This is a genomic window from Butyrivibrio sp. AC2005 (assembly GCF_000424145.1).
In the GTDB taxonomy this organism is placed as follows: Bacteria; Bacillota; Clostridia; order Lachnospirales; family Lachnospiraceae; genus Butyrivibrio.
Map to the genome: position 1 here is coordinate 1 of NZ_AUJI01000052.1, position 26,396 is coordinate 26,396.

At 32.0% G+C, this 26,396-nt stretch carries 23 protein-coding genes and 2 pseudogenes; 4 read left to right on the plus strand and 21 right to left on the minus strand.

Going from position 1 to position 26,396, the window contains the following annotated elements; translation table 11 throughout:
- The 3 genes and pseudogenes from G602_RS31015 to G602_RS0114600 form a co-directional block, all read left to right on the plus strand.
- A pseudogene (locus G602_RS31015) lies at positions 1-589 on the plus strand (hypothetical protein); the annotation flags it as partial.
- Positions 590-657: 68 nt separating this feature from the next.
- A complete protein-coding gene (locus G602_RS0114595) occupies positions 658-1,812 on the plus strand; it encodes a fibronectin type III domain-containing protein (RefSeq protein ID WP_026659649.1) in 1,155 nt (384 codons plus the stop codon).
- A gap of 11 nt (positions 1,813-1,823) precedes the next feature.
- On the plus strand, positions 1,824-3,203 hold the full coding sequence (locus G602_RS0114600; RefSeq protein WP_026659650.1) for an O-antigen ligase family protein: 1,380 nt from the start codon (positions 1,824-1,826) through the stop codon (positions 3,201-3,203).
- A 53-nt stretch (positions 3,204-3,256) separates the two neighbouring features.
- On the opposite strand, the gene G602_RS26815 is transcribed toward G602_RS0114600, so the two are convergent.
- From G602_RS26815 to G602_RS0114705, 21 genes are all read right to left on the minus strand, one after another.
- Complete coding sequence (locus G602_RS26815; protein WP_196808687.1) at positions 3,257-4,450, minus strand: Coenzyme F420 hydrogenase/dehydrogenase, beta subunit C-terminal domain; 1,194 nt, start codon at positions 4,448-4,450, stop codon at positions 3,257-3,259.
- Positions 4,451-4,455: 5 nt separating this feature from the next.
- Complete coding sequence (locus G602_RS0114610) at positions 4,456-5,523, minus strand: polysaccharide pyruvyl transferase family protein (protein ID WP_026659651.1); 1,068 nt, start codon at positions 5,521-5,523, stop codon at positions 4,456-4,458.
- Between the two features lie 31 nt (positions 5,524-5,554).
- The gene (locus G602_RS26820) at positions 5,555-6,562 is read right to left on the minus strand and encodes a glycosyltransferase family 2 protein (protein WP_049945249.1); all 1,008 of its coding nucleotides are present in this window, start codon (positions 6,560-6,562) and stop codon (positions 5,555-5,557) included.
- A gap of 40 nt (positions 6,563-6,602) precedes the next feature.
- Positions 6,603-7,742 carry a Coenzyme F420 hydrogenase/dehydrogenase, beta subunit C-terminal domain gene (locus G602_RS0114620; RefSeq protein ID WP_026659653.1) on the minus strand — a complete coding sequence of 380 codons (1,140 nt, stop codon included), beginning with the start codon at positions 7,740-7,742 and terminating at the stop codon, positions 6,603-6,605.
- Positions 7,742-9,316 carry a lipopolysaccharide biosynthesis protein gene (locus G602_RS0114625; protein ID WP_026659654.1) on the minus strand — a complete coding sequence of 525 codons (1,575 nt, stop codon included), beginning with the start codon at positions 9,314-9,316 and terminating at the stop codon, positions 7,742-7,744. Before G602_RS0114625 ends, G602_RS0114620 begins: the two co-directional genes overlap by 1 nt.
- Before the next feature lie 19 nt (positions 9,317-9,335).
- Positions 9,336-10,385, minus strand: coding sequence for a polysaccharide pyruvyl transferase family protein (locus G602_RS0114630; RefSeq protein ID WP_026659655.1), 1,050 nt, complete (start codon positions 10,383-10,385; stop codon positions 9,336-9,338).
- Positions 10,386-10,460: 75 nt separating this feature from the next.
- Positions 10,461-11,165: an acyltransferase gene (locus G602_RS0114635; protein WP_026659656.1), complete on the minus strand. Its 705-nt coding sequence runs from the start codon at positions 11,163-11,165 to the stop codon at positions 10,461-10,463.
- Between the two features lie 33 nt (positions 11,166-11,198).
- Entirely contained in the window at positions 11,199-12,194 is a 996-nt protein-coding gene (locus G602_RS0114640) for a DUF6625 family protein (RefSeq protein ID WP_026659657.1), read from the minus strand.
- Complete coding sequence (locus G602_RS0114645) at positions 12,195-13,376, minus strand: hypothetical protein (RefSeq protein WP_026659658.1); 1,182 nt, start codon at positions 13,374-13,376, stop codon at positions 12,195-12,197.
- 14 nt (positions 13,377-13,390) lie between these two features.
- The gene (locus G602_RS26825) at positions 13,391-14,392 is read right to left on the minus strand and encodes a glycosyltransferase (RefSeq protein WP_044932237.1); all 1,002 of its coding nucleotides are present in this window, start codon (positions 14,390-14,392) and stop codon (positions 13,391-13,393) included.
- A 15-nt stretch (positions 14,393-14,407) separates the two neighbouring features.
- Positions 14,408-15,601, minus strand: a complete 1,194-nt coding sequence (locus tag G602_RS0114655; RefSeq protein WP_026659659.1) for a glycosyltransferase — start codon at positions 15,599-15,601, stop codon at positions 14,408-14,410.
- Positions 15,598-16,542, minus strand: coding sequence for a glycosyltransferase family 2 protein (locus G602_RS26830; RefSeq protein ID WP_049945250.1), 945 nt, complete (start codon positions 16,540-16,542; stop codon positions 15,598-15,600). The genes G602_RS0114655 and G602_RS26830 overlap by 4 nt, the downstream gene beginning before the upstream one ends.
- A gap of 9 nt (positions 16,543-16,551) precedes the next feature.
- Positions 16,552-17,727: a glycosyltransferase gene (locus tag G602_RS0114665; RefSeq protein WP_026659660.1), complete on the minus strand. Its 1,176-nt coding sequence runs from the start codon at positions 17,725-17,727 to the stop codon at positions 16,552-16,554.
- Between the two features lie 2 nt (positions 17,728-17,729).
- Positions 17,730-18,611, minus strand: coding sequence for a glycosyltransferase family 2 protein (locus G602_RS0114670; RefSeq protein WP_026659662.1), 882 nt, complete (start codon positions 18,609-18,611; stop codon positions 17,730-17,732).
- Between the two features lie 5 nt (positions 18,612-18,616).
- The gene (locus G602_RS0114675; RefSeq protein ID WP_044932240.1) at positions 18,617-19,849 is read right to left on the minus strand and encodes a Coenzyme F420 hydrogenase/dehydrogenase, beta subunit C-terminal domain; all 1,233 of its coding nucleotides are present in this window, start codon (positions 19,847-19,849) and stop codon (positions 18,617-18,619) included.
- Positions 19,850-19,859: 10 nt separating this feature from the next.
- Positions 19,860-20,924, minus strand: a complete 1,065-nt coding sequence (locus G602_RS0114680) for a polysaccharide pyruvyl transferase family protein (protein ID WP_026659664.1) — start codon at positions 20,922-20,924, stop codon at positions 19,860-19,862.
- Complete coding sequence (locus G602_RS0114685) at positions 20,924-22,036, minus strand: glycosyltransferase family 1 protein (RefSeq protein WP_026659665.1); 1,113 nt, start codon at positions 22,034-22,036, stop codon at positions 20,924-20,926. The genes G602_RS0114680 and G602_RS0114685 overlap by 1 nt, the downstream gene beginning before the upstream one ends.
- A gap of 24 nt (positions 22,037-22,060) precedes the next feature.
- Positions 22,061-23,086 carry an acyltransferase family protein gene (locus tag G602_RS0114690; RefSeq protein WP_026659666.1) on the minus strand — a complete coding sequence of 342 codons (1,026 nt, stop codon included), beginning with the start codon at positions 23,084-23,086 and terminating at the stop codon, positions 22,061-22,063.
- 267 nt (positions 23,087-23,353) lie between these two features.
- Positions 23,354-24,859 carry a hypothetical protein gene (locus G602_RS0114695; protein WP_155829919.1) on the minus strand — a complete coding sequence of 502 codons (1,506 nt, stop codon included), beginning with the start codon at positions 24,857-24,859 and terminating at the stop codon, positions 23,354-23,356.
- A complete protein-coding gene (locus G602_RS0114700; RefSeq protein ID WP_155829921.1) occupies positions 24,841-25,527 on the minus strand; it encodes an acyltransferase family protein in 687 nt (228 codons plus the stop codon). Before G602_RS0114700 ends, G602_RS0114695 begins: the two co-directional genes overlap by 19 nt.
- 53 nt (positions 25,528-25,580) lie before the next feature.
- Positions 25,581-25,898: an acyltransferase family protein gene (locus tag G602_RS0114705; protein WP_026659669.1), complete on the minus strand. Its 318-nt coding sequence runs from the start codon at positions 25,896-25,898 to the stop codon at positions 25,581-25,583.
- Positions 25,899-26,206: 308 nt separating this feature from the next.
- Here G602_RS0114705 and G602_RS0114710 point away from each other — a divergent pair.
- Positions 26,207-26,396 (plus strand): annotated as a pseudogene (locus G602_RS0114710) (hypothetical protein); the annotation flags it as partial.

Below are 26,396 nucleotides of genomic sequence, written 5' to 3' on the forward strand. Positions count from 1 at the left end.
TGATAATACAAATCATAATGCAACTTCCGAAGATAACATTTCAAAAGAAAGCAATGATGCCTCTAGTAATTATTTACTTGAGAATACCCCTTCTAGTGATTCAAATTTATCGGAAAATGAAAATCAAACTTCTCCTGGCACTGATGAAAGCATTAGTCAAGATGCCCCTAGCGACAACTCTAACCAAGTAATACCTGGCAGTAGTTCAAATACTAATCAAATCAAGCCTGATAATACAAATCATAATGCAACTTCCGAAGATAACATTTCAAAAAAATCATATGAAGAAATCGACTCCAGTATAAAGTCTCCAAAATTAACTTCTCTTTTACCAAAGCAGCATTCTATAAAGATAAACTGGAAGAATAAAGCCAAAAATATTCGTGGTTTTCAAATACAATATAGTACAAACAGAAATTTCAATAAGAATACTAAAACAATCCAATTAACAAAAATCAAAAAAACATCGAAATTATTTAAAATACATAAATCCGGAAAATACTATTTTAGAATCAGATCATATAAAGTCCAGCATGAGCAGATTCTGTACTCAAAATGGAGCAAAAAGAAAAGTATTCGCATACATTAGGTCAGTTTTTTTATATTTTTCCTTATATGATATAATCAAAGAAAACTTGCAGGAGACTCAAAATATTTATGGTTAACAAGTGTAGCAATAATAACTTTTTTTTATTTACAATACTGACTAATATAAAAAAAACAAGAATAGTACTATTTGCTATTTTTATTATTATTTGGTGTTCCATTCACATTGTTTGTTTAGCCAGTAATGACCCTGTATATGATTCAATGACCCAACCTTCTGAATCACAAAGTGAAGAAATGGCTAAAAACGGGCGTTCCTATGGTCGTATTCTAGCAGATACTTCGTCACCACAATCCCAAAAAGTTCTAGGAATTGGTTCCATCTATTTAACAAACAAAAAAAGCATTTCTGGAAATTTTACAGTTTATATTGGAAAAATGAAACTTTTTGCTTATTCTAAATCTCGTAATCGATGGATAGTCATAGATAATCAACCTTACCCAACAGGAATATACCTGTATAAAATGCCTTGGGGATCTAAAGAAGCTCCCAAAAAACCTTCTAATATCCAATATTCTACTGAAGGCGCTAAGATTTCATTATCATCAGGCGAACTTAATGGGTATTGTCTTCACTTTTGGGCTATGCCAACAGCTATAGATAAATCTGATTATCTTTACTATGCTGTTGCTTATGATTTCTGGTCAGACGATAATGCCGCCGGCAAATTGACAGCAGCAATAGCTATTGATACAAAAGATTTAACTGGGATAAATACCGTTACTCAGCTATTTACTTCTAGAGGCTTATCTTCGAGCACAAATAGAAAAACGCATTGGGGACATACCGTTCCAGTAGCACAATATAAGAAATACAATACTTACAGTTTAAACCAACTATATCAAACTGGAGCAGTTGAACCAGGCCTATACACAGGACCAGTAAAGAAAAACAACGAATATATAGATTATACGCTCAAAAAGACAAATATAAAAAAATTAGCCCTAAAAAGCAATTCCATATCGGTACAGTGGAAAAAAAGGGCCACAAACATTAGCGGTTATCAGATTCAGTATAGTACCGATAAATCTTTTAAAAACAAAGTAAAAACGAAAAATATTAAATCTTCCAAAAAAACTTTTTGTACAATAAAGAAACTCATATTTGGCAATAAATACTACATTCGTATAAGAAGCTACTACAAAAATGGAAGCCTAAAGGTTTACTCTAAATGGAGTAAAAGGAAAAGCATAACAGTCAAATAAGGAGACTACAATTGTTTCTATTACTATTCTCTACAGCCCTAATAATTGCAAATATTTATTTCTTTATAAAAAAACAATACTTGTATCTTTTCATACCATGTATGTTATTTCTTCCCAAGTATTATGGAATATCAATTAGTAGTTCTCTTCCTGTTCTCACTGTTTTACGTCTAATGTATGTTATTTTATATATTTATGCCTTTCTAAATCGCAGAAATAATTTAAATATTTTACATACAGGAGCAATTAGTAAAGCATATTTATTTCTTGCAGGATATTTTGTTTTACGAATAATTGCTAATCTTTATTACATCACAACTACTGGCGAAGCAATTAAAGCTATATTTGAAATCATATTTGAACAGTTATTTTTTCTTATAGCAATATACATGTTAAGCCCGACGAGACACGAAATAGAAATCATTATTAGAATCGTCGTTTGGTCTTCCTTTGTTATGTTTATTATAGGTATCTTAGAAAGCTTTACTTTAACAAATCCTTTTGATAATTTATATACTGTTTCAAAGGATATGCTTAATGATCACTTTATGCGCCTTGGACTCTTAAGATCCACAACCACAATGGCTTTACCTGGCATATATGCAAACATGTGTGTAATTGTATTTCCTCTCATTCTTTACTTGTATAACTCTACATTAAAAAAGAGGTATCTGTTCGTATGTTTATCTGACATATTTGCAATAATTCATTCAGGCAGTAGAGCTGGTATCTTTTTCTTTTTCTTTATAGTAATTACCTATTTTTTGCTGGTATTAAAGGGAGCTGCAAAAAGGAAGTCTTTTTTCAAGAACTCTTTATTACTACTTACTGCTATAGCAGTTATCATTTGCACACTTTCTTTTATTAGTCCATACTATCGCTTTTTTTATGAAGGATCTGGAAAAGCAGTTTTAAATGAAGTTGGGTTCAAATTTGATATTAACAATAGCTCGCCGAATAAAGATGTAACATATGGTGAAAACAGAAATTATGGAAGTGTTTCAAGATTAACTCAATTCACGGGAATATATTATGCTTTGAGAAAAAATCCTGTGTTTGGTCTAGGTGCAAGGTCTACTGCCAGAGGTGTTCTTCAGTATTATTCAGCTAACCACTGGCATACTTCATCATATATGGATGTTGGTTATGTGGAAATAATATGTAATGAAGGAATCGTTGGTATGCTTGGTTACATATTCCTAATTATTTCATTTGTTTACCTATATTTTATTAGTAATGAACCTCAATTATACAAAAAATGTATTGCCTTAATGGCAATTTCATATTTTACATGTATATTGAGTACCGCCAATATGTACACATTTTTGTTTCTTATACTTATATTATTCATGGTACCTATTAATGCGAAAGAAACTAAAGAAATCATTTAAGGCAAAGAACAGCCTTAAATGATTTCTTTAGTACAAGAGATATTTAATCTCTATCAATGCTTTGATATAATACGCGCAATTTTCTTTATACTTGAATCCAGTCGTAAGTAATATGCAACACAAAGAACAATATGTTTTGCTCTATTTTTAAAGCTTGAATAATTACTTACTCTTAATGCTCCATTAAAGCCTTTACTAAGGTATTCATCCCAAAACGTATTATACCTTTGAGGTTTAGACGTCGGATTAAGTAAATTTGGTTGAATATAGTTATTTACATCAACCTGAACCAAATCCCCGTATTCTCTGATACTTTCGATGAACTCTTGACCCTTTTCTGTATTAGCCATCAATTGGGACAATCCATATCCGTCTTGGAGGTATAAAAATTTTGCTTCTGCTCTGAAACAATCCCCCATCGTAATATCCGAAACTCGCTCCGTTTTGCTATATTTACAGTAAAAACACGATTCTCTTAATATACAATTTTGCAAAAAGTGATAGAAGAACACTTCCATATTTGCGGAAGGGGCCTGGAACTTCTTACCATTTGAAAATGATATTGTAAGATTTTGAAGTTTTCCTGGTCGTGGCTTTCCTCTAAAATTGGCACTTACTGCCTTAGACCCAAATTTCTTAGAATAAAATCCTAAACAATCATTCCAAAATTTGGGGCTTCCCACTCCATGACATATAAAATCTACTGTTATAAGATCATCAGTAGGGCATTTAACCATTGAAAGATATGATTTCAATCCCGCTACCTGACAAGGAGAGCCAGAAAATAAGACTTTTTCGTGTCCTTTAAGTAGCTCGTAAACAATTTTATATGTGTTTCCTATATCACTCTGAACATATTTTGAAGTGCAAAACTTTCTAATATTTTCTAAATCTTTATAGTAATTATGCTTTACCATAAGATTGTCTGAAAATTCGGCACCAAAAACAGTTCCTCCATTTTTTATAACCACTTGAGCCATAGGCATATAAGATCCACCAGAAGAGCTGCTTTTTCTCATAGAAAAATCATTGTTTTTAAATAAATATTTACTACTAACCTTGTTTAACTGAATATCATTGTTTATATGACAAACCTTACTACATAGCCCACATTCTACACATTTCTTTTTATCAATTTCCGGATATAAAAAACCTTTTTCATTTTCACGAAGAGAAATTGCTGTTTTAGGGCATATATTTACACATGCACTGCACCCTGTGCAATTTTCTTTATTACAAATTTCCATCTTTATTACTCTTTGCATTTATCCAATGATTTATTTATAAACTCAATGGATTTCTCTCTTTCTTTTGAAATAATAGCATCAACACTTGAATAGTCTATTTCCTTATCAATAAAATCTATATCTTCAAGTGAAAGATTTCTATCTATTTTAACCATATCCAACAACTCTTTGGATCTGTTATTAAGATCAAATTTGTTGTTTAGCTCAATTGCAAACTTTTTCTTAAAGATAAGAGAAAAAACTGTACCATGAAATGAATTCGTAACAAAATACTCAGAATGATAAATCCAAGTAAGAAAATCTGCTGGCGAGTTCTTTAGAAAGAAAGCTTTACTAGACTTTGCATTAATAATCTTATAGCCAGTTTTCTTAGAAAGTTCTCGCACATAGTTCATCAAGTCTACAGGTGGTCTGAGGTAATATACAAAAATATATTTTTCTTTTATTGGTCGATTTCCAACCATTGCTTTCCAATCTTCTCTAGTTAAAAGAAGTGTCGGATCAAGTACAACCTGCGCTTCTCTCTCGGCAGCTTCCTTAACCATAGGAACTCCACTACGTTCCCTTACTGATATTCCATTATAATCTGTAATTAATTTTTTATAATCTATAGCTTTATTATAGTACAGTACATCTCCGCCAAAGCTTACTGCATATGCAACCTTCTTCTTTCCTTCCTCAACAAAATCCAGAAAATATGTTGCATCATTTCCAGAGCAACCAATATTCCATACTTGATCACTTCCCGTTATTACACAATCATATTTATTTGCAAGTTTTCTTAGTTCTTGATTTGTGACAGCTTTTTTTGACAATCTAATATACTTTTTAAAAAAGAAATGAAATGCCAAATTCTTCCTGGATCTAAAAATACATCTTTTAAATGCTGTGGAAAAACCACTGCGCTTCTTAAAACCAACAAAAGGTGATGCATCTTCTTCGATTTTTGGACTTCTATAATCAATAATTTCAACATCATTCCCCATTTTTTCTAGTATATGCTGTAATGCATATGCTTGTAATACAGCTCCATAATTAACTGCTCTATGGAATGTAATAATACCAATTTTCATTTTTTATCCTCTTACACCCTTTTTAGAATGCTTATTTTTTTATTCCCCTTTTTATTTTCCATGAGTAATAACTAAGTTTTCTTGTAATCATTACTGTAGCAACCGGCGCATATTGTACAATTATATATTTATTTGGAACTGATATATTTTTTTGTTTACAAATCATCAATGCTCTTTTCATTTTTTCCTTTAAGACATCAATAACTTCCTTTAAATCTTGCTCCATATCCCTATGTGCCAAATCAATGAAATTCATTATTGAATACATATAATGCTCAAGACTCATATTGAATAATTCATTATCACCTGAGCGCTCATAGTAATTCATCTGGGTTTCAACAGCTTCAAGATAATGTAATCTTTTCTTATTAAATTTCACAGTAGTTATAGAATTTTCGCTTTTCCTGTAATAATAAAGAGTATAATCCATACAGGCTATCTTAGGCGTAGTATACAATAATTCAAATGACAAAAAGAAATCTTCATGTATTTTTCCAAGAGGAAATCTTTGCCCTTCAAAAACGCTTTTATGATACAACTTTGTACACAATGCTGTAGTATCAACGCCTTCATTTGAATATATTTTTTTTGTAACCTCCCTGCCATCCAGTAAAATACATGTGCCTTTTTCTAAAGATTTTTTTAACTCTTTATATTCATTATTTATAAATCGAATATGCTTGCATTGTGATATCTTACAATCATATAAAAGACATGCCCCTAGCAATTCTTCAATATAATTTTCAGCCACAATATCATCTGAATCAACAAATGCAATATACTCTCCATGAGATTCGTCTAGTCCACAATTGCGTGCTGCTGCCACCCCTCCGTTGGTATTATGAATAACTCTAATTCTATTATCCATTGAAGCATATTTATCACAAATTTTACCTGAATCATCTGTAGAGCCATCATCAATGGCAATTATTTCAAGTTTCTTATATGTCTGAGCCAATACACTATCTAAACATTCAGAAACATATTTCTCAACATTGAAAATAGGTATTACAATACTTACCAAATAGTTTTCTTTCATTTTCTCAGCTTAAACTCACCTTTCACGAATTCCGATTAAACTAATTTTCTCTGTTTCTTATAATTTTCTTAAGAAGTTTGTTCTTCTTAGTATTTTTCATAGTTCGACATAATGCATTAAAATTAGCATTATGTCTATATGCAAAGAATAAATAAGCTCTTCCGCCAGGCATAATAACAGGCTTACGGGAATCTGCGTCCTCGGCTAGAATTGTATCCAATTCTATTTCTGCCATTTTAAGCGAATCCTTTATCCTATCTAATATTTTAGTTCCCTTATCCGTATGTGTAATGCAAATAGAAGTGCCTTTATCATCATCCAACTCAGGCATGACATTTTCAATATTCCAAGCATCACCTATAGTCAAATCGGATTTGCGTTCCATTTTTTTAAACTTACATGAATAACACGAAGGCCTTAAAATCAAATCCTTCAAAAACATATTCATGTACTTATTTTTTTCATAATTTTCAGAGTACAAATCTCCATTACAAAATTTGATTGACACTGAGTAATTATGCCATCCAGATATTTTATCTCTGAAATTGATTGCTTCTATATCTGAGCAATACTCTTGTGATATAGATGACAAATATCTCTCCCATATACCCGGCGATGGAACCCCATGACACAGAACATCAACCGTGTACAAATTATCATAATGCTTCCTTAAGAAAGCCTTTAGTCCTGAAATTTGACATGCAGTTCCTGAATATAGTACTTCTCTGCCATCTTCAAGATATTTTTTAGTTTCAATGAATGACTTTTGTGTTTCGCTCTGAAGATATTTACTCCCCATCACTTTAGGAATATCCTGCACAGACTCTATAGCTATATGATGTACCATCCATTTGTTATCAAAAGCAGCACCAAATACTACACCTCCGGATGATAAAATTACTTTCGCAAGTTCGCCAAATATCCCACCTGAAGAACTATTTAGCCTTATATCACTTCTATTCTTAGCCAATATACTTCCCAGATATTTATCTTCAGTCTTTTCCTGATGCAATATTGGACAGACTTTTTCGCATAAATGACAGTCAACACAAACTCTTTTATCAACATTGGGATATAAGAAGCCTTCTACATCACATCTCATATCGATGCATTGTTTAGGGCAGATCTGATAACAAGCCCCACATCCGCAGCAATCTTTCTTATGTTTTAAACTAATCATTAGTTTATTACTTTCCTTCCCACATTTGTATCTTTAACAAGAAAAGACAGTTTACCTTTTGTCACTTTATTCACCAGTAATAAAGCCTGCTCATACTCTTTTGTTCGTCTGAAGCATATAAATAGTATAGTGTTTGGAACAATAACACATATCACCATTCTTATCAGTATTCCTATAACACCATCTGCATTTGTTAATTCACATAATCCATATGTAGCAAATGCTGATATTGTAAGTACAAAAACAAATGATATTATCTCTTTTAATAATGGTAATAAATCTTCTTTATCAAATAATTCTGTAAATAGGTTGTAGAACAGCCAGGGCATCCCAATAAAGAGCATTGATAAAACAGTAGATAAAATAACTCCATATAATCCCCAAAATCTAACCATTGCAAGATTCATACCGAGGTTAGCTAAAGAAGTAACCAGTGGTCTGAATTTATCCTTACTCCATAATCCGCCTGCGTCTTTAAATAAGTTTAGTAGCTGGTTAATTTCAGCTATAAAAAAGTATGCAGCAAGACATATAACTATACTGTAAGGAAGAAGTCGTTCCTCTCCCATCCATAACGTCATAAAAGGCTGATATAAACACAAAAAAGAAACTGCGCAAAAAGTTGATATCCATCCAAAGATGAAAGTAATCTTCTTGAGATCATTAAAATTCTTTTCTCTCGTCTCCACTACAAGGCTATTTCCTATACCAGCTGTACAGCTAGCATAAAGGATAGTAAGTATTCCCATAATAGAGTTCATAATAAAGCTATAGTTCTGATATCTTGCCAAGACCTTTAATCCTAAAAAGGCTGAAATAACAATTGAATCTGCAGACCCTATAACAACCGATCCTATTTTAGAAGTAAACAGATCTCTAATTCTCTTATTAATATCCTTCTTCTCAGACTTAGATAATTCTCCTTGAGGTTCATATTGAGGAAACCTCTTAATTGATAGTAGCCCGGTGGCAATATTTTTTGTTACAGTCGCAAGCAATGAAACAATAATATATACATAGTAATTACGTACAAAAATAAGTACGAATAGCTGAATGAGATACATTACTGTATTGGAAATGATATTGATTTTACTATTTATATCACTTCTTTGGTATGCATAAAATAAGCAGTTTCTATATGCAAAAAGCCAATATGAAAGTACCGTAACACTCAACTCTAATAAATATAAAACATAGATATTTAATTCTCCCGGAATATCTCCTTTTATTAGCGAAGGAACAAACGGGGTAAGTATAAGCCCTGCTACAGCTATTACCAAACCAATGATTCTATAATATGTTCTGTACATTTTCATCAATGCACAGATTTTTTTTGTATTGTCTTCGGCGATAGGTTTGTACATGCTATATACCATCGCACTTCCTACACCTAATTCAGCAAGATTTAGCACCTGAAGTACTGAAGTAAACAAACTACTCAATCCCAGGTACTGTTCTCCCATAAAATGGATAAAAACCGTCCTCATTATAAATGGAATTATGATTCCATATAGTTTTAACAAGATTCCATAAAATGCATTTCTTGTAGCATTCTTAGTTCTATTAAATTTCATTATTAACTATACCTTCCTTTTATTCCGAGATGATGTTATCCAAAAAGGAGTTCACTCTTTCTCTTTCACGTTCCAATGCAGTCTCAACACCACTGTAATCGATTCTAAATGGATCATTCTGATCATGAACGAATCTACTTTCCATATTTAGTAGTTCAAACAAAGTATCCATCCTTGAATTCATTGATTCTCCTATTCGCTTATATACCCAAAATGGTCTTTTAAACTGTATGGAAAAAACACATGAATGAAATGAATCTGTAAAAATCATCTCTGCGTGATGAATTAAGTAAAGAAACTCAGCTGGGCCTGTTGCATACTGCCATGGAAAGTTCTTATCAAAAACATTTATTACATCATATCCATACTCATCAGCTAATTTCTTAGTATCCTTTACACTTTCTTCAGGTTCTTTTCCAAGAAAATACTTTAAAATATACTTATTTTTTATTATTTTTCTAGGCTTTTTCTCTATCTGTATCCACTCCTCAGTTGTCAACATGAGGGTCGGATCTATAAATACAGGTACATCTTTTCCTGTTAAGCGTTTTATTATTTCTGCACCTGAATGTTCTCTAACATTCAAATGTATCAACCGTTCCAAGTAAGGAGTTATTTTCTTCTCAATCTCTTCATCGAAAGAACTAACGCCAAAGCTAGGTGAAATACAAATAACCTTTTCCGGCGGAACCATTTGTGCATATACATATTCTGATGGTTCAACAAAAGCCGAATTCCATATCTGATCACTGCCAATAAAAACATAGTCAAACTCATTAAGTTCTTTCTGATTATGTACTACATAGGATGGAATATTTTTCCGAGTAAAATCATGAAAATGCTGCTTTCTATATTCAAATATTCTCTTTTTGCCATTTGTAATAATAAAACAAAAACACCAATATAAATACTTTGCTCTACGTTTAAGTGTTAACGCTTTCTTTTCATCTATAATAATAGTCTTTGGAATGAGTCCCTTTTTTTCAACAATTTTAGAAACTGCATAGTTTTGTAGTCTGTTCCCCAGATTTTCCAAATCCCATATTGTTATTATTGCTGCTTTTTTCACTTGCCTTCCTCCACAAAATGAGTAAGTGCAGCATACTGCACTTACTCGCATAATAGTTACTTTTAATATGTATTTCTACTTTATTCCGCAATATAAAAGAAACTTATCAAGTCCGTCAAACATAGGCTTACTATTTTTATAGTAATCCATACAAAGGTCTATGCATCCACTATCATCTATCAGTGCCTTAATTGTTTCTGGCATTATATCTCTTGGTGTGAATAACAACTGGTATTCTCTTAAAACTGTTTCATCCGGTTTTATACCTGTCTCCTTGTAGTATGTCAAAGCAACTCTTTTTGCATTTTCTAACTGTTTTTCTTTCCTTTTGTTATACATTTCTTCAGTAGAGCAAATTCGCTTTGCAGGATTACCTGCGTATACGCTGTTAGATTCGCAGTTTTTTGAAACAATTGATCCGGCACCAATTATCACATTATCACCTATAGTGACTCCTTTTAAAATAAACGCATTTCTGCCAATAAATACATTATTACCAATGCTTACAGGTTCTACACTTCCTACAATATCTCCTTTAACACTACATAATACAGAAAAACTGTAATCATGAGTTAGAATCTGTACGCCTTCCGTTATTCTCACATTATTGCCAATACGTATCATTCCTGGATTTTGTGTATCTATATTGGTTTTGCCTGGATGATAGAATATGCATTTTTCGCCGATAATTATTCCCTTATTCCTTAATTGGCGTATATATTCATCTGAAGTGACATAATTCTTTTTTAATAACCTTTTTAATAACCTTTTTATAACCATTTAAATTACTGTCTCCTCTCCATACACACAAAATCACATATATGGATCATATTCCCATGGCGTATCCCATTTAATAACGACTTTTGAGGATTTATGTTTAATCAATTTATAACAAGCTTTTTTTATTTTTGCATATTCAATATAAATATTTATATTGCCTAAAAACTCAATATAATTCGTTGGTATTCGGTTTACTGCTTTGAATTTATCTGGCAAAATTCTTATTACATTACTATCAAGAATACTTCTATCAAACTTCATTTTCCTCATTTGGAGATGAACATACAGAAACTCCTCTACCTTTTTGTATGTTAGTCCATATCTGATTCTATAAACATGTCCGTCGTTCCAATACAATTGATCATTTCTTGTTTTTTCAACGTTCCATCTTCGGCTTTTTTTATCAAACCTTACCCTGGCTAACATACTATGTTTTGTTGATGTATTATAAGACATATCCTCTTCATATATCTTTTTTCCAGCATGCATAAATAGATCATTAACATTCACCTTATAACACACTTCGTCAAAGGCAAAAATATCGTTACTGCTAAATACTTTTTTATACAAGAAACCTTTTTCAGGTAACTGACTCATAAAAATCCTGTTATTTTCTTTCGTATTCTTATAGATTGTTAAATGGCCTGCAACAAATAATTTGTCATAGCCATTCTCCATCAATTTGATCAGCTTATTCAAATCTCCAAAGAGCAAATCACAATCACAATGTCCCCAATAATCATATTCAGAAATCCACTCTTCACAGATATAACCATAAGCTGGTTTATAATCACATAATTTATATGGTGAATCCAAATTTATACTAAAATCAAACTTGGTCTGAATATGTCTCTTAAAATCCATGAATTCCATTCTTTTTACAAGAACATTATCAGGATATTCAATCATCTCATCATTATCAGTAATAAGAAGAAGATCAAATTTATCATTGCACTTTACAGATTTCAAAAATAATTCAAAATAGTTTTTAAACTTGCCGAAATATGGCAAGATAAACACACACCTCATTTAATTCTCCTTAACAATCGGCGCACAATTATCCTGGTTTTTCATTTCAATTAGTGCTATTCCAACTAATATCATGTAATATATGCTTGCCCTAAAGGTTATCTCTACTGATGATAGTAAAATAAACATATAAACAGCATACAAAAAAAATTTGTCGTTATATTTCTTACATAGACTGTTAAAATACACTAATACACATAACAATAGCAATATTCCCAAGCAGCCATATGAAACATAATTATCCAATATGCCATTTTGAAAATTTGCAGCATTCACAAATTGACTTGAAAAGACATAATTGGAGTCAAAGCTCACTCCAACAAAAGGATTAACTAGCAAAAGTGCTCCCAGACTATTATAGATATTCATTCTTCCAGATAAAGTAGCATTTTCATGAAGAACACCAATTATTATTTTTTGGACTATAGGAACCTGTAATATACTACTTCCAATGATTAAAAGAGTGTTACATGCGACCAAAAATGCAATCATAAATGACTTTGAATATAGTATCCGACTCATTCTATCCCCAACAAAGGACATCATAATAAAAAATGACATGCCAACTATCATAGTTGAACATTCCGAATAAATCGCAATAACAAAGACCCATAAATAAAGCGCATATTTTAATTTGATTCTATTCTCAAAAAGATAGGTAAACATTACAGCAAGCCAAAAATGCATATAAGACAATGAGAATTTTGATCCCACCAAATAGTCACTATATCGTTCTCCCCAATAGGAATAAGTTATATGAGGATTGACAACAGCAAGGGCATCCGAAATCACACAAAAAACAAGGAGAATAAAGAAGATAATTTTAAAATTTTCTTTTAAACAACCTTCATTTTTGCTTATCTGAATAAAAAGAACTAATAAAAGCATCTTTGTTACGGTTCCTAATGATGTTAATATTGTCTGAGTATAAACGCCTTGATTGATAAAAGCAGACAATAATACGCTTGTCGTAAATAGTAAAATAAAAATACTGTATTTATAGTTCTCTGGCTGAAGAAGAGCCTTATAATAAACAAGCGTAGCCAAACATACCGGAATCAAATACTTAAATGGAATTCCAGAAAATGAGCTAATGTATGTTGTGGAAAATTGAACAAATACAACAATCGCAACCAAGCATGACATTATGAACATATATGCATCTTTTGCTTTAATATACATACTTAATCCCTCAGTTATCTCCTAATAAGGTATATAACCGGTAAAACAATATTGATTTTCATCGGTGATACAATAAACTTTCTATTACTATTTGCTTTATAATACGGATATTTTTTTAGGTATTTTTGGCATTCCTCTGTCCTAACCATTCTATGTATATTTCTATACCCGTCCTTTATGGTATGTACAGCAGTCTCTGTGCATTCATTCACAAAACAAACCCACATCATTTTTTCTATAAATGAAAACGCAAGACTTTCTTCCAATTCTTTTTGTAAACCATTTCTTGTTATTGCTTTTTGCATTAATTCATGTAGCTTTATATACTCATTACATAAATTTTCCCTGTATTTTTGAGTAAGACTACCATCCCGCAAGTCATAGTTATATAAAGGATCCTCTATCACGGCTACTTTTTCTGCAGCCAAAAAGGCCTCAGTATTAAATAAGTAGTCTTCACTTCCAATTTCTCTTTCTGAGATGAAACGTATAGCATTATCATTTAAAAAATCGAGCTTATATACATGACTCCATGCAGAAAAAATAAAATTCTCTGTTCTCTCTATAGCAATCTTAATAAGCTTTTCTCTAATGATTTTCTTTTCATATATTCCAGGAGCTATTTCACTTTTTCCAACTTCTCCATTGGGTCTTCTTATAAGATTAAATTTAATAATATCTGGATTTGTTGAAGCTTGTTTCATTATTTTAGATAATGCCCCCTGTTCCAACCAATCATCAGAATCAATCATAAATACATATTCACCATTTGCCTTTTCTAATCCTGCGTTTCTGGCGCTGGATAATCCCCCATTTTCTTTGTGAATTACTATGCTATTAGTGAAACGTTTAGATAATTCATCAGCAAGTCTTCCGCTGCTATCGGTAGAACCATCATCAACAAAAATCACTTCATAATCTGTAAAGTCCTGTTTTTCAATTGAACTGATACATCTCTCTAAATAGTTTTCAACATTATAAATTGGTAGGATTATACTTAGTTGAAAATCATGCATTATATGAATTCCTTCCTAAAACATTACGTCTATATACTTATTTAGTTCACTCTCATTACCATGACAGTTAGCTTTTAAATAGTCGACTACTTTATTTTTAAAATCACAGTTATTGATAAATTCTTCTATTCCATCTGCAACACTATTTTCATCCATCGAAACAATTATTCCATTTATTCGATTTTTAATTGTGTCCTTGGCAGTTTTATAATTAGTAATTACTATGGGCTTTGAAAGAAGCTTAGCTTCATCAATAACAATAGATTTACCCTCAAAAATAGAGGTCTGCACAAATATATCACATGCATTCATGTATGCATAGGGATTTTCTCTTACACCCAATAAAAAGACATAATTTTCAAGCTGATATTCACTTATCAGTTTTTCAAGCTTAGCTCTGTCCGGACCTTCTCCAAGTATTAACCAAATAAAACTAATATTTCGCTTTCTTAGTTCATTAGCCGTTCTTATTGCCAAATCAAAAGCTTTCTGTTCTACAAGCCTTCCTACTGAAAGAAGTTTCATTTTTTCTTTATTTCTCTCGAATTCAGGAGCACATCCTCTGTTTGCTTTTCTCATTATGTCACTAGCAAGTGTAATATTTTCCAATACTGTTATCTTTTCTATACATTCAGGAAACGCTTCTATCAAACTTGCTCTGCATTTTTCAGAAATAGTGATCATCCTGTCACTGTTTTCATAACATCTTTTGTCGAGTTCTTTATAATAGCCTAATTTTTGATACTCATTGTGAACCCAAAGTACTTTTTTCTTTGCATTAACCTTTTCAGTAACATAATAATTTGGCCATCCATCCATGTACGCTATGGCAATATCATATTGCTTATCGTTTGTGGGAATAATATTTCTCCAAGTGAGCCAAAACTCACTTCTGCCATATTTACTGTTTCTTCCTATTTTTTTCTTAATAATGTACAGTACTTTCCCTATTATTCCATATAATGAAAAGTCCTTAATAATATTAAGCTCATGAACTTCACAATTCATCCACTTGAAGTACTTTGGAGTATCAATGATATTTACCTGCTTTGGAATATCTTGCAAAAAAATACCTTTCTTCTCACCAAGTAATAAATCTATTGAATAATCTGCAAAGCCACCATCTTCCTCCAATGCTTTCAAAAAAGAGACAAGGCTTTTTTGAGCACCTCCACTATCAAGATTATTTATAACGATTAAAACTTTCATCTATACAACCTGTATTTCCCTTTAAGCTTATAATAATAATACTTAATCTTCGCCTTAAAACTGATATTTGGAACCTCTTTATATTCAGCAATAACATTCAGTGCTGTCTTATATGCTATACCGCAACTACTTTTTTTATGGGAATCACAAACAAAATATGCTAATTTAGTGAGCTCTTTTTTGCAAGATTGATTTATTGTCCCAAAATGATCATGAAAGAATTCCAGTCTTTGTTTATACATCAAAAATGTATCTTCTATCCGTTGAACAGAAGCAGAACGCACTGTACTATTAGATCTTTGAAAATATGAGTATAAAATATCTTCAATTATCATAACCCTGTTTGCATTATTAAATGTTTTATATGTAGTTCCCATATCCTCACAGCAAATAACCGCTGGATATTTAACATCAATAAATACATTTTTTTTGTATAGCTTTCCCCATGGATAATCATTTAGCTTATAATCATTTAGTCTAATTAGTGCCTCTTCTTTGCCAAGAACCGCTGCTTTATATTGCTCGCCTACTTCTTTTTTACCATCTTCATATGCCATATAATATCCAAAGCAAACTATATCACTTTCTGTCTCAATAGCACTTCTAACAAGCTTTTCAACGCATTCTATCTCAATCCAGTCATCACTATCTACAAATAATATGAAGCTACCTTTTGCAACATCTAGTCCAAAATTCCTGACGTTTGCAACTCCACTGTTATTTCTATGAAAAACCCTCACTCTCTTGTCATTATTAGCATAATTATCACAAATTATGTCTGTCCCGTCTGTAGAGCCATCATTAATAAGCAGCACTTCTATATTTTGATATGTCTGAGCAAGAACACTATCTACACATCTTTTAAGATATTTTTTTACGTTATACACCGGTATAATTATGCTAACCAGATCAGTCGCTGTACAATTATCATATGTATTCATAAAATTCTTTTATCCATTAATTACATCATAATATTTACTAATCTCATCTTGATTACCATACTCATGTAAGCGTAGATGATCTATGATTTTTTCTCTCTTATTTGTATCATTTAATACAGCAATTATGCCTTCAGCAATTCCTTCCGGCGTCATCTCAACTATAATTCCTTCCTCATTATCAACAATCTGATCTCTTACAGTAGGATAGTCAGTAACTACAATTGGTTTAGCCAAAATCTTAGCTTCATCAAGGACAACTGATTTCCCTTCATATCTGGACGGTTGAACTAAAATATCTGCATTTTTAATATAAGGATAAGGATTCTGGCGGGCACCAATAAGATGAAAAACATCGGCCACATCGTATTCTTCAATCATTTTGCCTAGTTTTTCTTCAAGTGCCCCTGTCCCTATTACATTCCATGAAAAATCTATTCCTTTCTTTTTCATGATGCTAGCTGCTTGAATAGCAATATCAAACCCTTTCTGCTTCGCGAGTCTTCCAACAGACACAAGCGTATTCTGTCCCCTTTTATACTCTTCCGGAAAGAATACATTGCTTTGTTTTTCAATAACCTTGGAAGAAGTAATATTATGTATTTCATATATCTTATCTGTATACATAGGAAATACATCCTTAAGGACATTGACACATTGTTCAGATATAGACACAATTGCATCAACTTTGTCCATATAAGGCATATCAAATTCTCGAGGCTGCCCTTCTGCATTATAGTCATTGTGCACCCAAAGAACTTTCCTATCTGCATTTGTTTTTTCACACAATAAATATAAAAGCTCACCAGTAATATATGCCACAGCAACGTCATAGTGTTTATCTATAACATTTATTTCTTTACTGTATAAATGCTTCCATCTCATTGCCCTTGCATAGCAGTCTCTCTTTATGGTTGTCTTAATAACAGCATTTGCCATAAGTCTTTTGGCTTTAGTCAAATACTTACCTTTTACAAGTTCTGGCGAATACATAAGTTTAATTCCTTCTGGAATTTCTAGTATATTTACCCATTCAGGAACCTGATCCAAAAAAATGCCTTTTTTCTTTAATAAAAGCAAATCCACTTCATACTGCTCTGAATCTAACTCATTTAAAAGATTCACCAGACTCTTTTCAGCACCGCCGTTATATAAACTGGTCATTATAAATAATATTTTTTTCTTCATTATTACGAATACCTTTTTCTTAAAAATATTGAAGGAATGAACATAATTAAAAACAACAATTTCTTCTCTGATTTAGCAAATAAGTCTTTATAAGAATATCCTGCTATACTGCCATATATTTGATAATATAAAATTGCTCTAATTTTATAATATAATGGCAGTTTTGCTCTTAGCTGAACTATGCCTCTAAACATACCCCCATTAGGTGATTTAGCATTTTGATCACGCCTTGTTTTAGTCAATCCACCTTCTAAATAATCAGATATATAAATAGGAATATTGTAAAATATCAGTTTATATTTCTGGCTCATCTGTATCCAGACAACATCTTCACTCACAAATTTTTCATTCTCAAACTCAGGAAATGGATATTCTTTCAAGCATTTTGTCATCCAAACCTCAGCCATGTCACCTTTAATCCCACGCCCATACCTGCAGTCGCAAAAGCTCTCAATAAGTCCATTTTCAGGCACAAGCTTATTTGTAAGATAATGCCCATCTTTACTTTGCCTAAGGTATGCTATCCCACAGATATCGTCCCTTGAAATATCCGAATAATCAGAAACAATCTGATTAACAGCTTCCGGAAGTAAATAGTCATCACTATCAACAATAAATGTCAATGGTGTCTCTATATTCTTAATTCCAACGTTAAGTGCGGTATGTTTTCCCCCATTGCACTTATATAAATATGAAATGGATATTTTTTTTGAATCAATCCAACCTTGTACAACTTCTTTTGTTTTGTCTTCACTACCGTCATCAACAATAAGCCATTCAAAGGCTTCACATGTCTGCTCGCATAAAGATTCATATAAAACAGACAATTTTTCTGCTCTATTATAGGTTGGAGTTATAATAGTTAATATTTTTTCTTTTTTCATACCAATCATTGGTCCTTATATTTTTTTATAACATTTCTAATACTTCTTGGTATTTTGTTATATACAAAATGTACTATTCGTTGCTTTCTATATTTCTTTCTATATAAAGCCTCAATCCCTTCATATCCCTTTTCAGCATAAATATTCATTATATTGTCCCTTTTAGGACTTCGCTCGGAGGGCTTGTTCAACTGCTTGTTGCGTTTAGCTATCTTTGAATATTGGGATTCAACTTTTTCCAAATATTCATCTAATTCATTGCAAAAAGACTTACCCTTTTCAGTATTAGCAATGAGACATGATATTCCATATCTTTCATCAAAGCCATTCTTATTAATTAATTCAGGATGCTCATTGGCGATTCCCCAATAATCGCCAATTGTTATATCTCCAGGTCGTTTTTTTGACGCATATTTACAGTTATAACAATTATCCCGATATGTAAGTCCATCAAGAAATAACGTATTATATGAAGCAAGTCTCGCAGGATTGTAAAATGAAATCGACTTTCCATTAGCATCTATTGCATCTATTCGAAAATTCATTCCCCATCCCTTTTTCTTATCGCGAAAAGAATAATTGGTTATTTTTCTATAATGTCTTCTGTTTTTTACAGCATTCAGATAATCATTGAAAAACTTTGCACTAGGAACTCCGTGACATATTAGGTCAACAAGAATCAGATTATCATACGCCTTTCCAAGATAACTCTTTAGTCCTGCAATCTGACAAGGTGTTCCTGAATATAAAACCTTTCTTCCCTCATCCAGATATTTCCTTGCCTGAGAGAAACTAAACTCTGTAGAGCTCTGCACATATTTTGATCCCTGCAGTCTTCCAAGCTCACTTATACTGTCTATTGCTATGTGATGTGGAATAAGCGAATCGTGTACTTCTTCTAACGCACATCCAAATACAACTCCACCATCATCAATTATTTTTGTAGCAAATGCTGCAAAAATCCCCCCCGACGCTGAAACTGTTTTCTGATCATTACTACAATTAACAGCCGCATAGGAAATTAGTGGACTGTTTTTTTCTTCAACCTGTTGATAAGCACATACTCTTTTGCATGCTCCACATCCTATGCATTTATCACTATCTATACGCGGATACAGAAAACCATATTTATCTTCTTCCATCCTTATAGCCTGCTTAGGACATACGTTCATACATGCACCACATGCACAACATTGATCCTTACTTTCAAACAGTACTATTTCTTTATTATCTTTCATTTTTCAAACCTTAATTTTTAATAGCTTTCCTAAGATAATTTTTACTAATCTCTCTCTTCGAATTAATTACTTCATATACTTTCTCGTAATCAATCTCATTACTCTGTTTATCCAAATCAAAAGTATAATTATCATCTATCTCTCTATTACATATTCCCAATTCTGTAAGCAGAGCTCCGACTTTCTTAATTCTACTTTCATTTGTCAGATAAACCTTGAATTGTCGCTTGTTTAGAATAGAAAAAACAGCTCCGTGAAAAGTACCAGTAAACACAAACTCAGCATTTCTAAACATCTCAACCCATTCAAATGGCTTTAAATTTACAGAAATTTCTGAATATCTCTTGTCACATTCGCCTGCACCATAAACAGCAAGGTCATGCTCTCTGGCATATTTAAATATCTGTTCAATAATATTCTTAGGAAGCTTCTCACAATAATAAAATAGAATATACGGTTTATTTTTCACAACAAGTTTGTCTTTAGGAAAGCTGCCTAAAAATGTTGGATCAAGCACTCTGGTTGGCTCGATACCTGTAATTCTCTTTCCCAATTCATATGTAAGATCATCTCTTGCTGAAATAGCTTTGAATTTTCTTATTCCATTCTCAACATAAGCAGGTAATATTTCATTTGCTTCTGTTTTACCAACGCTTGGTGCATATGCAATTAAATTCTTACATTTTAATCCATCACCAAATTTTATAGCAGCATTAGCTTTGGAATCTTTAAAATTCCATACTTCATCGCTTCCAACAACTATACAGTCATAATTAAGAGCATTTATCTGTTTTGCATTAAACACTCTTCTGGACAATACCATATGAGAATTTCTTGCTTTGGCAAACGTATGTGGAAGTTTTGTCTTTTGAAGCCAACAAGCAGGATTTTCCCTATCTTTATAGTATCTGAACCATCCTCCTGCATTTATAATAAAATGCTTAACATTCACATAATCTATAATTTCAACTATATCTTCAGGGAAAATGTTGCTTATAGCTTGGTGAAGAGCATATGCCTGTAAAAAGGCGCCATAATTATTTATATATTGATGTGTAAGTATACCTATCTTCATTATTGATTACCAGCCAGTCTTAAATATCTCTCCTGTAGTTTTATAGCTTCTGTTTTTATATCATAATTGTTATTTCTAATTAAATCTGTTTTATCTATTCTTTCTGTCTTTTTGAAAGCTTGCATTATTGCATTTGTCCATACATCCAAAGAAGCATTTGTGCTTATGAACTTTGCCTCATCAGAGAAGCCTATCTCCCTTGTTATAGCATCAGAAAAAATGCAAGGTAAATCTGAAGCCTGTGCCTCTACACCAACTACAGGAAGTCCCTCCCAAACAGAAGGAAGTATAAACGAGTCAAATGCCTGATACCACTCATTAGCATTCCCGACATTTCCTACAAAAATGACTTTTTCATCAACACCAAGAGCAGCTGCTTTACTCTTGATAGTATCCATTAGTTCCCCATCTCCCAAAAGAACAAGCACTGCATTATCATCTTTTTTTACAAGTTCTGCAAAAACATCTAATATAAAAGCATGATTTTTCTGAGCCATAAATCTTCCAACGTGTCCTAAAACATGCTTATCTTCAAGTCCGTTCTCCTTCCTTATCCTATCGCGAATGTTTTTATCAAAAATGAATCGTTCCACCTCGATAGCATTTGGAATAAATTCGTAATCTCCTTTTTCCACTATTTCATTTCCAAAATAACATTTTGCAGCAGCAATTCCACACGTATAATGATGTGTCATATTGATAGGAAGAAACATCATACATATCTTCTTTAGTGGAAGTTTCCAGTCCTTTGTTATAGCAGCACCATGTGCATGAAAAATCCTGGTAGGAATTCCACTAATTTTTGCACCATGAAGAGCATACACCCCAAATGCCCCGTTATGAGCTTCAACTATTGTATACTCAGGATGCTCCTTAAAAAGATTCTTCATATATTTCATATATACAGGAATCTTGATCGGATTCAGACCGGGAGAACGAAAAATACGACCGCCTAATGATTCCACTTCACTATCATATGCACCTGCTTTCTTCTTATTACATAAGAAATCAAACTGCACTTTGTTTCTGTCAATATGGCGATAATAGTTCATCAGCATGGTCTCTATTCCCGCTCTATCCATATTACTTACTGAATGTAAAACTCTAATCATATACCAAATATCCTCATCATTCCCTTAAACTGTTGCTTTCTTCCTATATGGACGCCCCAATACCCACGGAAGCCATTTATTGATTATTATTGTGGGAATAATCAATATAAGAGATACTGCGATTGTTATAATAATCCCCAGTAATGTAGAATAAAATGCATTTTCCAAACACATATTATAAAAAGCAGATATTTTCGTTTTAAAAACATGTTCTATTACTGCTTCAACTTTCCCATGAAGTGCAAGATAAGTTAATGTGTTAGCTCCCACAAATGCAAAATATTTGTTTGTCTTAATTATTTTGCATAAAGAAATGATAGCCATTACTCCCGAAAGAGGTCTTATGTATGTTGCCAGCACCTCACCTATTGGTCCCGGTAAATATAAAATAGTTGTATATACCAGCACCAAATACACACTCATGAGTATAACAGCCTTTAAGAACTTATTACCCTTATCAAATATCCGCTCCCAATCAGTTTTAAAGAAGTATCCTAAAACCATCCATAATAAAGACCACGGAACATAATCAATATGCCAAGGTAATGCATTAGTCTGCCATATAAAAATATTCTCAGGCATAAAATTCAAATACAACATTCGAATTACAAGCGATATAGCAACTACTGCAATAGCCTGATTTTTATTTAAATATTTAATAATAAAATAGAAAGGAATAAACGCAACAAACAATGCGGCAACAAACCACATTCTATCTCCATATCCTCTTACCTGTAACAAATTAATTTTCATCTCCCGCATAAAATTCCTATCTGTTTTATACGAAGAAATTGAGGACAACATAATGTTAAATGTTCCAAAAACAAACCACGGAATCATCAATCCTTTTAACTTTTTTGTTAGGTGAGTTTTAAACGTAGTTGGACTCACATAAACATACCCAGCTAAAAAGAAAAAAACATTCAAAAAAAAGTATTTTATAAAAATATTTGCCACTTCATTATTACTCTCTAAATGGCTAAACATTACACACATGATACATATAAACTTGCCAATATCAACCCATTCTACTCTTTTATTGGATTTCACCTTATTAATTTCCTCCCACCTAGACCAAAATGGTGCATAAACACTCAATCTAATATTTTACTAGGTCAATATAAATATAACAATTGACAGTTAGAAAGAATAATAATGAATAATACTTATTTAATTATGTAATATTTCACAATTGTTAATTAAATAACAAATAAATTTTTCTATATATTCCTTAACAAAAAGAGGTTGACTAGATGCCAACCTCTTGTTTTTGTCTTCTCTCAAATACTATGACCAACTTGCTGCCTTCACAAAGAACTAATTAACCAGAAAATATGAAATTGCACCCTTCTGATATATTAGATCACAATTCAATTCATTGATTAGATTTTCCGGGGTACTTGAATAAATCATTAGTACATATTCTTTCCTCTCTTTTGTTGCATCCTTAAAGCTTTGCTCATCTACAAAAGTATAGCTCTTAGTATTTATAAGCGCATTATAAAAATAAAAAGCATTCCAATCATCTGCAATATACACCACCGCATCCCTATCATTCAAAGTTGAAATAATCTCTTGATATTCCTCATCGTAATTATCATCTGGTACATAAAATCTCCTTCCCATAAGATTAGCTACATTAATTGTCATAAAGATGATTAGTGCAGCTATTCCCGAAACAATTCTTTTATTTTTCATTAAAATATTTATGGTTTTTTCCAAATCAATAAATGCAATCATAATAAAAGCAAATGATGTGCACATTATGTATCTAACAGAAATGAAGGGTGCTATTTTCCCAACCAAAAAAACATATAAGATACAGCTTAAAAGTAATGATGTTTTATACCCGATCAGTCTTTCTTTTTTATATATACTAATACACACTAAAACAAAGCCTATAACCACAAACAAAATCATTGTTCCACAAAATGCCTGGTCATTTAATATATAAAGCAGTCCTATCCCCCCGCTAAACAAGCTTTTCATAGAGAATGCCTTTGAAAAAGCTTCCTTTCCTCTATATCCCCTAAACAAATGACCGGCTATATGATACCAAAGAAGCAAGTATACTACAGCTGAGCCCACTACTGTAATCAGGCTTATGCGCAATTCCTTAAATCTATTTCCACGAATAAGTTCAATCGCATAAAAAGCACAAAGAAAAAACGCATAAATCATGAAATAATAATGTGTCAGCAGTCCAAGTATCAATATAAGAGACAGCGATATATAGAAGATTCTATCTTGTTGCTTCGACCAATATAATTGGACCAAATATGCAAGTATAAGAGCAAAGAAAGTAAACTGTGTATACATTCTAATAAACATAAGTGTATTAAGAAAAACCACCGATGTTCCATATATTGTAATAACACTACCAGCCGTAAAAATGCTCCCTGATATATCCTTTGTGAGTTTATAAAGAAAATAAATAATAAATATCATCCAAATTACATTAACTGCTATTCCATACCACTTACTAAAAGAATTCTGAAAGAAAGAACAAACAGTATGGAACACAATATAATACAAGGGAGGATGTACATCATTTGCCTGATTTTGCCATACATTTATATAGTTAACCCCCTCTCCTTTTTTTACTTGTAAAAAGTCCTCAAAGGGCCCAAATCCTGTATATTCCTGACCTCTTACAATATTGGGAGTGATACTGCCTATATTATTAGCAAGTCCATAATTCCATACTTCATCAACACTTAGTCCAACCTTATGGACACCTAATCCATAAGACAAAATCCCTACAAGCAAAATAATTACACCTATTATCCCCCATTCTCGAATTTTCATTTGAACAAACTCCAATCGATGTCTATTTCTTTATTTTTTTGACACAAAACAACAGCCCTATTAACCACTGTTCTAATCAACCATGCAAATATCACAGTTAGTATTCCACTTAATAAAAAATATCTAATGTCCATTTCTTTAAGATATGTTTTTAAAACTAGCAGAAACCCAAATTGATATAAATATATTTCAAATGATATTTTTTTCAAAAAGTTCAGTACAAAATTACCAAAAACAAAATATTTACATATTAAGGAAACAAAGTAATAGAAAGGTAGCAACATCAAATTATGTCCTACCAGATCCATGATGCTACATTCATCTGCTTTTAATGACATTACAAATGTAAATCCCAATAGCACCAACATAACTCCAAATAATAAAGCAGTATGTTTTGAAAAGAAACTCTCTATATTCTCTCTATACTCATAAATCGTAATACCAAAAGGGAAGGCCCATTCACTAATAAAATAGCTTCTTCCAATTAAAGGCATCCCCTTTTTACATAAAAAAAGAATCACAAAAGTAGTAATTACTACTATAAGCCATATACACAAGACCCGCAGGCATCTATTTTTCAAACAATTATACGCAAAACAAAAAACAAAGTATAAAAATAACAAAGTATAGATATACCAATTCATTTCTTTAAATATGCCCATTATAGACATATTTAATCCCATAGAAAAATATAGAACTATTTCAGTTATTATTCTAGAAAGTACTGCCGCAAATACTATCCACGGGATTTTTTAGTCATAATATTTTCAAGATAATTATCCTTGGAATTATATGAGAAAGCCACCCCATATCCTGATAAAACAAAAAAGAATCCCACCCCAAAAGTACTCAACTTTTTAAATGGTAGTAATAATTGAGGAAGATTATTATATGCCAATGTGCAATGTGTAAATATAATTAAAATTGCAAATAATCCTCTCAAGTTATTTACATTTTTCTGAACAGGAACAACACCTTCTAACCCTATATGTTTAAATTCAACCCCCGGTATAATAACCAACAATACAATAATATACAAAACTGCATACTGCATAATTATTCCCCCAACAACCATTTATCCACCACTATCTGCTCCCCAAGCAGACATAACTACAAATTGCTATTATATCTGAACCGTAATAAATATCATAGCAATAATGATACTAATTACAAAATTATGATATTATTACGTAAAGTAAATAAAATTTTATCACAATCATAATTATTCCTCGAAGATGTATCATTCAGGAGCTTCCTGTATGATATAAACAGGGGTTGACCTAAAAAGAATACCTCAAGTAAAGTTGGATTGTTACTGACCTGGCAGTTGGTAATAATCCAAGAATACGAGAGGTATCTAACATGAATGCTAAGGCAAAGAACAACAAAAATCAAGTAAGCAACAACTTTTCGGTGATAAATACTTTATCTGCCGAAGAAAGACAAACCAGAGTGGATGATCTCTTAAATACATTGCAGGCTAAGACCTGGCATGATCTGGAGACATCAGGAAAGTTTGATAAGAATGCCAAGCTATCATTTATATCAGATG